The sequence below is a fragment of the Acidiphilium iwatense genome (assembly GCF_021556475.1).
GTDB classification, from domain to species: domain Bacteria; phylum Pseudomonadota; class Alphaproteobacteria; order Acetobacterales; family Acetobacteraceae; genus Acidiphilium; species Acidiphilium iwatense.
Map to the genome: position 1 here is coordinate 103,959 of NZ_JAKGBZ010000010.1, position 8,097 is coordinate 112,055.

General features: G+C 68.0%; 6 protein-coding genes and 1 pseudogene. 1 reads left to right on the top strand and 6 read right to left on the bottom strand.

Features of this window, described 5'->3' with window-relative positions:
* Nucleotides 1–107: 107 nt before the first annotated feature.
* The 5 genes from ispG to L2A60_RS07380 form a co-directional block, all read right to left on the bottom strand.
* The gene (gene ispG, locus L2A60_RS07360; RefSeq protein ID WP_235703727.1) at nt 108–1,232 is read right to left on the bottom strand and encodes a flavodoxin-dependent (E)-4-hydroxy-3-methylbut-2-enyl-diphosphate synthase; all 1,125 of its coding nucleotides are present in this window, start codon (nt 1,230–1,232) and stop codon (nt 108–110) included.
* 46 nt (nt 1,233–1,278) lie between these two features.
* On the bottom strand, nt 1,279–2,367 hold the full coding sequence (locus tag L2A60_RS07365) for a helix-turn-helix domain-containing protein (protein ID WP_235703728.1): 1,089 nt from the start codon (nt 2,365–2,367) through the stop codon (nt 1,279–1,281).
* Between the two features lie 135 nt (nt 2,368–2,502).
* Nucleotides 2,503–4,770, bottom strand: coding sequence for a phosphoenolpyruvate--protein phosphotransferase (locus L2A60_RS07370; RefSeq protein ID WP_235703729.1), 2,268 nt, complete (start codon nt 4,768–4,770; stop codon nt 2,503–2,505).
* Nucleotides 4,748–5,785, bottom strand: a complete 1,038-nt coding sequence (locus L2A60_RS07375; RefSeq protein ID WP_235703737.1) for an NAD(P)H-dependent flavin oxidoreductase — start codon at nt 5,783–5,785, stop codon at nt 4,748–4,750. Before L2A60_RS07375 ends, L2A60_RS07370 begins: the two co-directional genes overlap by 23 nt.
* Before the next feature lie 23 nt (nt 5,786–5,808).
* The gene (locus tag L2A60_RS07380) at nt 5,809–7,026 is read right to left on the bottom strand and encodes an aspartate kinase (protein ID WP_235703730.1); all 1,218 of its coding nucleotides are present in this window, start codon (nt 7,024–7,026) and stop codon (nt 5,809–5,811) included.
* 100 nt (nt 7,027–7,126) lie between these two features.
* Between L2A60_RS07380 and ubiG the strand changes: the two genes are divergently transcribed.
* The gene (ubiG, locus tag L2A60_RS07385; RefSeq protein ID WP_235703731.1) at nt 7,127–7,861 is read left to right on the top strand and encodes a bifunctional 2-polyprenyl-6-hydroxyphenol methylase/3-demethylubiquinol 3-O-methyltransferase UbiG; all 735 of its coding nucleotides are present in this window, start codon (nt 7,127–7,129) and stop codon (nt 7,859–7,861) included.
* Nucleotides 7,862–7,986: 125 nt separating this feature from the next.
* Here ubiG and L2A60_RS07390 read toward each other — a convergent pair.
* Nucleotides 7,987–8,097, bottom strand: a pseudogene (locus tag L2A60_RS07390) (IS5/IS1182 family transposase); the annotation flags it as partial.

An 8,097-nucleotide genomic window follows, 5' to 3' on the forward strand; every position in this document is an offset into this window, starting at 1 on the left:
CACCCATTAAAAACCCCGCGCTTTTGGCGCGGGGCGCAGAAGACAAGCCCGCCTACGGGCGTATCGGAATAATCACATAATTATGTGATTCAGCAAAAAAGTCAATCTTATTCCGCCGCTTGCTTTTCCCGTGCCGCCTGTTCCTGGATCTGCGCCGCGCGCGTCTCGACCAGGGAAACCACGTGATCGATCATCGCATCGCCTTCGATCGTGTGGTCGGTCTTGCCGGCGGCATAGATCATGTGCCGCCCGTTGCCGCCGCCGGTCACGCCGAGATCGGTCATCAGCGCCTCGCCCGGCCCGTTCACCACGCAGCCGATGATCGAGAGGGTGATCGGCGTTTCGATATGGGCGAGCCGGTCTTCCAGCTTGGCGACCGTGTCGATCACGTTGAACCCCTGGCGCGCGCAGGACGGGCAGGAAATGATCCGCACGCCGCGATGGCGGATGCCGAGGGATTTCAGGATATCCCAGCCGACCATCACCTCTTCCTCGGGCTCCGCCGAGAGCGAGACCCGCATGGTGTCGCCAATCCCGGCCCACAGCAGCGAGCCCAGCCCGATCGAGGATTTCACCGTCCCGGTGCGCCGCCCGCCCGCCTCGGTGATGCCGATATGCAGCGGATGGTCGCACACCTCGGCAAGCTGCTGATATGCCGCGACCGCGAGAAACACATCCGAGGCCTTCACGCTGATCTTGAACTCGTGAAAATCGTGATCCTGCAGAATCTTCGCGTGTTCGAGGGCGGATTCGACCAGCGCGTCGGGGTTCGGCTCGCCGTATTTTTCCAGCAGATGCCGCTCCAGCGACCCGGCATTGACGCCGATGCGCATCGAACAGCCATGGTCGCGCGCGGCCTTGATCACCTCGCGCACCCGTTCGGCGCTGCCGATATTGCCGGGGTTGATGCGCAGGCAGGCGGCACCGGCCTTCGCTGCCTCGATCGCGCGCTTGTAGTGAAAATGAATGTCGGCCACCACCGGCACGTTCACCTGCCGCACGATGTCGGCCAGCGCCGCGGTGCTCGCCTCGTCCGGGCAGGAGACCCGCACGATATCGACCCCGGCGCGTTCGGCGCGATGGATCTGTGCCACCGTCGCCGCCACATCATCGGTCGGCGTGTTGGTCATGGTCTGCACCGTCACCGGCGCGTCGCCGCCGACTTTCACCGCACCGACGCTGATCTGGCGGGATTTGCGGCGGTCGATCTGCTGATATTCGCGATAATTCATGAGTTGGCTTTCGAAGAACGGGAATTTCCGAAATAAGGAAGTAATCTCAATGAGATGCGGCGGAGGCGCCGGAGGTTGCGGGGTTGGGCGCGGATTGCGGCACCGTGCCTGCACCTGCACCTGTCGGGGTCGCGGTTTGTGCCGATCCCTTGGTGAGCGGAATATTGCGCAACACCGCGCCGGCGGCGCCGAGCGGATTGCCCGAAATCCCGTTTTGCACCAGCACCGTGCCGCCGGCATTGCCGGTGGTGAGGGTCAGGCCCGGCTCGTCCGGCACCGGCCAGGACTGGCCGGCCTTCAGCACGCGGCTGAACAGGATCGTGCCGCCGGTGCCACGCACCTGCACCCAGCTATCGGCGGTAGCGCTGATCACGAGCGGATTGGCGGCAGCCGCCGTGCTGCCGGCGGATGAAGCGCCATTCGGCGTGCCGGCATTCGCGGTCGAATTCGGGGCGGTCTGAGGGGTCTGGCTGGTCGGCTGCGTCGTTGTGCTGTTGGATGCGGTTACGACCGGCCCAGCACTTCCCGAACCTGGTGAACTCGACATACTGGATGCCGAACCGGCAGCGCTGGCGGGAGCAGTCACGGCCGGCGCGGATTTGGCGGGTTTCGGCTTGGCCGGTGGTGGCGGTTTTGGCACGGCCAGCGGCGCCAGCTTCGCCGGCACGGCGGGCACCATCTGGGCCATGCGCAACTCGTGCTCGGAATGCCGATACCACAGGAAATAGGCGCCGACCGCGATCACCACGGCGAGAAACACGATCGCGCCGGGCGGTACCGCACGGTCCGGCACGGGTTCGGGAAAGCTGAGCACCGGCTGCTTCGCGCGGCTCATGCCCTCGGCGCGAAACCGGCGTAGAATTTCCTCGGGGTCCAGCCCCATCGCTTCGGCGTAGGAGCGGATGAATCCGGCGGCGTAGGCGGGGGCGGGCAGGGCGGCGAGATCGCCCGCCTCGATCGCTTCCAGAAAGGGCAGGCGAATTTTCAGGCGGCGGGCCAGATCGGTCAGCGTCCACCCAAGCCGCTCGCGCACGGCGCGCAATTCCGCGCCGACCCGTGCGGGACCGTGCAGGTCGGAGTCATGGAAATCCGGGGTATTCACACCAGTGTCTCGGTCGCCATCCATATCATTCATCGCGGGTCATCGACGTCTGGAAGCCGAAACCTCCCCTGCGGCGGCATGATCGCATCCAAGCCGCGCCAAAAGGAAACGCCATGCCCGAGGCGTATGCCGCATCCTTCATTACGGCGCCAGTCTACCCGGTTCCATTCAGATCGGCAAACCGTGCTCGCGCGCCCAGGCGGTGAGGGGGTCGCGCAGGCTCCCGCCGGCAGCCCCCGCGCGGCGCAGCTCGCGCAGCACCGGACGCAGAATGGCCAGATCGGTCGCGGCCAGCAAGGCCTTGACCGGCAGGATCGATGCGCCGGACATCGAGAGGGTGTTGACCCCGATCGCCGCGAAGGCGAGCGCATCCAGGGGCCGCCCGGCAGCCTCGCCGCAGATCGAAAACCCCACCTCTTCCTCGGCGCAGGCGGCGGCGAGCCCCTCGATCAGTTCGAGCACCGGGGCCGACAGCACGTCGTAGCGGTTGGCGAGCCGTGGGGTTCCGCGATCGGCGGCGAACAGGAACTGCATCAGATCGTTGGTGCCGAGCGAGATGAAATCGGCCTCCGCCAGCAGGCCGGGCAACTGGAACAGCAGCGCCGGCACCTCCAGCATGGTGCCCACCTCGATCTCGCATGGCCCTTCGTTCAGCCGTGCCGCTTCGGCCTCCAGCAGGTCGCGCGCGGCGCGAAACTCGGCCACGGTCGCCACCATCGGAAACATCACCGAAAGCCGGTATCCCGCGGCGCCCATCAGCAGCGCGCGCAACTGCCGGCGGAGAATCGCAGGCCGGTCGAGCCCGACGCGCAGGCTGCGCCAGCCCATCGCGGGGTTTTCCACCGCATCCTCGGCCTCGCCGGGCAGCAGCTTGTCGGCGCCGAGATCGAGGGTGCGGAATACCACACGCTGATCCCCCGCGCGTTCGATCACCCGGCGATATTCGGCGGCCTGAGCGGCAATGCCGGGAACCCGCGCCGCCGCCAGGGCGGCGATTTCGGTCCGGTACAGCCCGATCCCCTCGGCGCCGGTGCGCGCGAGCTGATCGAGCTCGAAGGCCAGCCCGACATTGAGCATCAGGGTCAGCCGCGTGCCGTCCAGCGTCTCGGCCGGACGGTCGCGATAGGCGGCAAGTTCCGCCGCGCGGCTGGAGCGGCTGGCCAGCGCCCGGTCGTAGAGCGCGGTGACCTCGGGGTCGGGACGCAGGATCAGCGCGCCGGACTCCGCGTCGAGCAGAGCCGGATCGCCTGGGCGCGCCGCCTCGGTCGCGCCGGCCTCGACCGCGAGTGCCGGAATTTCCAGAGCCCGCGCCAGAATCGCGGCATGGCCGCCCGCGCTTGCCTCCTCGATCGCGACCCCGGCGATGCCGCGCCGGTGCCAGTCGAGCAGTTCCGCCGGCCCGAGCCGGCGCGCGACCAGGATCATCCCGCTCGCATCGTCGGGCTTCGGCGTCCCGGCGCCGAGGGCGGTCAGCATGCGCTCGACCATGTCCTCGATATCGGCGAGGCGCTCGCGCAGATACGGGTCGGCGATCTTGCGCATCCGCCCGCGCAATTCGGCGCCGACCTGATCCACCGCCGCCTCGGCGGTCAACCCGTCGGCGATGCCGGCGCGCACCCGGTCCAGCCAGCCGGTGCCCTGCGAGATCAGCCGGTAGGCATCGAGCACCTCGCGGGTCGCGTGGCCGCTTGGCAAATGCTCGGACATCAGCGCATCGAGGCTCGATTCCGCATCGGCCATCGCCTGTTCGAGCCGTTCCAGCTCGGCGCCGGGATCGTCGGCCAGCACGTGGCGCGGCCCGATGGAACGGCCGAACGGCAGGGCGGCCCCGCGCACGATGCCGGGCGCCAGCGGATGGCCGGCATAGCGGCGCGACAGCGAATCGCCGAACCCGCTCGCCGGGATCTCGCCGGCGCCCAGCCCGCTCAGGATTTCGCCGAGCAGCATGGCGATGGTCGAGATCGTCTCGGCTTCGAGCCCGGAATAGGCGCGCGGCTCGGTGTTCTGCACCGCGATCACCCCGAGCGTGCGTCCGGCCCGGCGCACCGGCACCGCCAGCATCGATGCGTAGCGATCCTCCCCGGTCTCCGGCCGATAGGCGAATTCGGGATGGTTCTGCGCATCCGCCAGATTGAGAAGCTCACCCTTCGCAGCCGCAAGCCCGATGATCCCTTCGCCCATGCGCAGCCGCGTCCGCCCCACCGCTTCGAGGCGCAGCCCATGGGTCGCCACCAGTTCGAGCATTTCGCCGGGCCGCGCGACGTAGATCGAGCAGACCTCGACGGCGAGTTCCGCGGCGACCAGCTCGGTGAGTTCGGCGAGGCTGGAATCGCCTGCGCTCAGCCGCTCGCGCAGCTTGGCGAACAGCCGCCGCGACGCCGCGAACGGCTCGCCCCGGCGCTTGGCCCCGCCGTTACGCCGCCGCGCTTGCGGCATCCGGCACGCATGCCCCGGACCGCGCCGCATGAGCGGCCTCGGCCTGGGCGATCAGCTCCGCGATGATCACGGCGACCGGCTGGATCGCGGTCACCATGCCGACCGACTGCCCCGCCATCACCGAGCCCTGCTCGACATCGCCGTCGATCACCGCGCGGCGCAGCGCGCCGGCCCAGAAATGTTCGATCGAAAGCTGCGCCGCTTCGCGGTCGAACTCGCCCGCCTGAAAACGCCGGAGCGTTTCGGCCTGATGGGCGAGGAATCTGCGGGTGCCGTCATTGGCCAGCCCGCGCACCGGAATCACCGGAAATTGCGCGTCGAGCTGCACCGAGGGCACCGCGTCGCGCGCATTGGCGCGGATGAACGCCTGCTTGAACCTCGGATGGGCGATGCTCTCGGTCGCGGCGGCGAAGCGGGTGCCGAGCTGCGCGCCCGAAGCGCCCATTTCCAGGAAGGCCAGGATCGCCTCGCCGCGCCCGATGCCGCCGGCGACGAAGACCGGCACCTCACGCACCGTAGGCAAAATCTCCTGCGCCAGAACCGCGAGGGATACCGGGCCGATATGCCCGCCGGCCTCGGAGCCCTCGATCACCAGCGCGTCGGCGCCGATCCTGATCAGCCGCTTCGCGAGCACCAGCGCCGGCGCGAAGCCGATCAGCCGGGCCCCGCCATCCTTCACCGCGCGCACCGCCGATGCCGTGGGCACGCCGCCCGCGAGCACCACGTGGCTCACCTTGTGGGCGACGCACACACCGATCAGTTCGTCGAGCTGCGGATGCATGGTGATCAGATTGACGCCGAACGGCTTGTCGGTCAGCGCCTGGGTCGCGGCGATCTCGGCATCGAGCAGCGCCGGGGTCATCGAGCCGCAGGCGATCACTCCGAACCCGCCGGCGTTGGAAATCGCCGAAACCAGATGCCGCTCGCTCACCCAGCTCATCGCCCCGCCCATGATGGCGGTTCTGGTGCCGAGGAAGGCGCAGCCGCGCGCCCAGAGATGGTCGAGAACCGACATCTTCGCCGCTTGCGCTGGCCGGCTCACGCGACGTCCAGCCCATAGGCGGTATGCAGCGCGCGCACCGCAAGCTCGGTATATTCCGCGGCGATCAGCACGCTCACCTTGATCTCGCTGGTCGAAATCACCTGAATATTGATCCCCCGTCCTGCGAGCGCCTTGAACATGGTGCCCGCCACGCCGGCATGGCTGCGCATTCCGACCCCTACCACCGAGATTTTCGCGACATCGGAATCCGCCGCGAGGTCGGCATAGCCGATCTCGCCGCGCATCGCCTCCAGCACCGCCCGCGCGCGCGGCAATTCGGTCTTGTTGAGGGTGAAGGTCATGTCGGTCGTGCCGTCCTCCGAGACGTTCTGCACGATCATGTCGACATTGATGCCATTCTCCGCGAGCGGCCCGAACACGGCGGCGGCCACGCCGGGCCGGTCCGGCACGCGGCGGACGGTGAGTTTCGCCTCGTCCCGCGAATAGGCGATGCCGGCGACGATTTCCTGTTCCACGATTTCATCCTCATCGACGACCAGCGTTCCCGGCGTATCGGTAAAGCTGGACAGAACCTGCACGCGCACCCGCTCCTTCATCGCGAGTTCGACCGAGCGCGTCTGTAGCACCTTGGCACCGACCGAGGCGAGTTCCAACATCTCCTCGTAGGTGATGTGCGAAAGCTTGCGTGCTTTCGACACCAGCCTGGGGTCGGTGGTGTAGATGCCATCCACATCGGTGTAGATATCGCACCGATCGGCACGGATCGCCGCGGCGACCGCGACCGCCGAGGTGTCCGATCCGCCGCGCCCGAGCGTGGTGATCCGCTTGTCCGGCCCGAGCCCCTGAAACCCGGCGATCACCGGCACCTGTCCGGCCTGCATCCGGCGGATCAGCTCGGCACCGTCGATCGCCATGATGCGCGCCTTGCCGTGCTGGCCGTCGGTCGAGACCGGGATCTGCCAGCCGGTCCAGGACCGCGCCTCGACCCCCAGCGTCTGCAGGGCGATGGCGAACAGCCCCACCGTCACCTGCTCGCCGGTCGCCACCACCGCATCGTATTCCCGCGCGTCGTACAGCGGCGACAGCTCATGGCACCAGTCGACGAGTTGGTTGGTCGCCCCCGCCATGGCCGATACCACCACCGCGACCTCGTCGCCCGCCTCGACCGCGCGCATCACCCGCGCCGCCGCGTTGCGAATCCGCTCCAGATCGGCGACCGAGGTGCCGCCGAATTTCATCACGATGCGCGCCATGGGGAGTCCGTTCGTTGCCGCGTATTGGTGAATATCGCCTGTGGGGCGCTTGCCCGCGCGCCCCGGCGCGTTCACATAGCGTCACGCAAGGAGCAGGGCAATGCAGGATCGCGAAGCCGCCTCGGCGGGACAAGCGCGCGCGGATCGCGGCGAGGTGGAAAAATTCAACGCGCTGGCGCAACGCTGGTGGGACCGGCGCGGGCCGATGCGCCCGCTCCACGCGATGAACCCGGCGCGCACCGCGTGGATCGTGAACCGGCTGCGCGATCGTTTCGGCACGACAAAAATACGGGTGCTGGATGTCGGCTGCGGCGCCGGGCTGCTCGCCGAAAGCCTCGCCCGCGCCGGCTGCGCCGTGACCGGGATCGACGCGGCTTCGGACGCGATCGAGGCGGCGCGCGCTCACGCGGCCGGGCAAGGGCTCGCCATCGACTATCGCACGGCGGAATCCGACGATCTTCTGGCCGAAGCGAAAAAATTTCCGGTGATCACCGCGCTCGAAGTGATCGAGCACGTGCCCGATCCCCAGGGTTTTCTCGCCACCTTGGCCGGCTTGCTCGAGCCGGGCGGCCTCCTGTTCGTCTCGACCCTGAACCGCACCCCGCAATCCTATGCCGTTGCCAAGCTAGGCGCCGAATACCTGCTCCGCCTGCTGCCGGTCGGCACCCATGACTGGCGCAAATTCATCACTCCGGCGGAACTCGGCGTGCTGTGCCGATCATCCGGGCTGCGCCTCGCCGATGTCGCGGGATTGGTTCCGGCCCCGCTCGCCGGCGGCTTCCGCGCCAGCCGCAACACCAGCGTCAACTACATCGCGATGGCTCAGGCGGCCTAAACGTCACGACGCCAATTGCAAATCCTGATCGCCGGCAGGTCGCGATACCGACCGGCTCGAAAGCGCATCCAGGCGCCTCCCGCGCCAATTTTTCCGATTCCGAATCGGGACACTAGGGTGTGTCGTCAATTAAGCCAGATAGCGGTGGCGGTGAGGTGGACGCCTGCGAGGAAGTTTCTGGCGGTTTTGTCGTAGCGCGTTGCAATGGCGCGGAATTGCTTGAGTTTGGCAAGGAA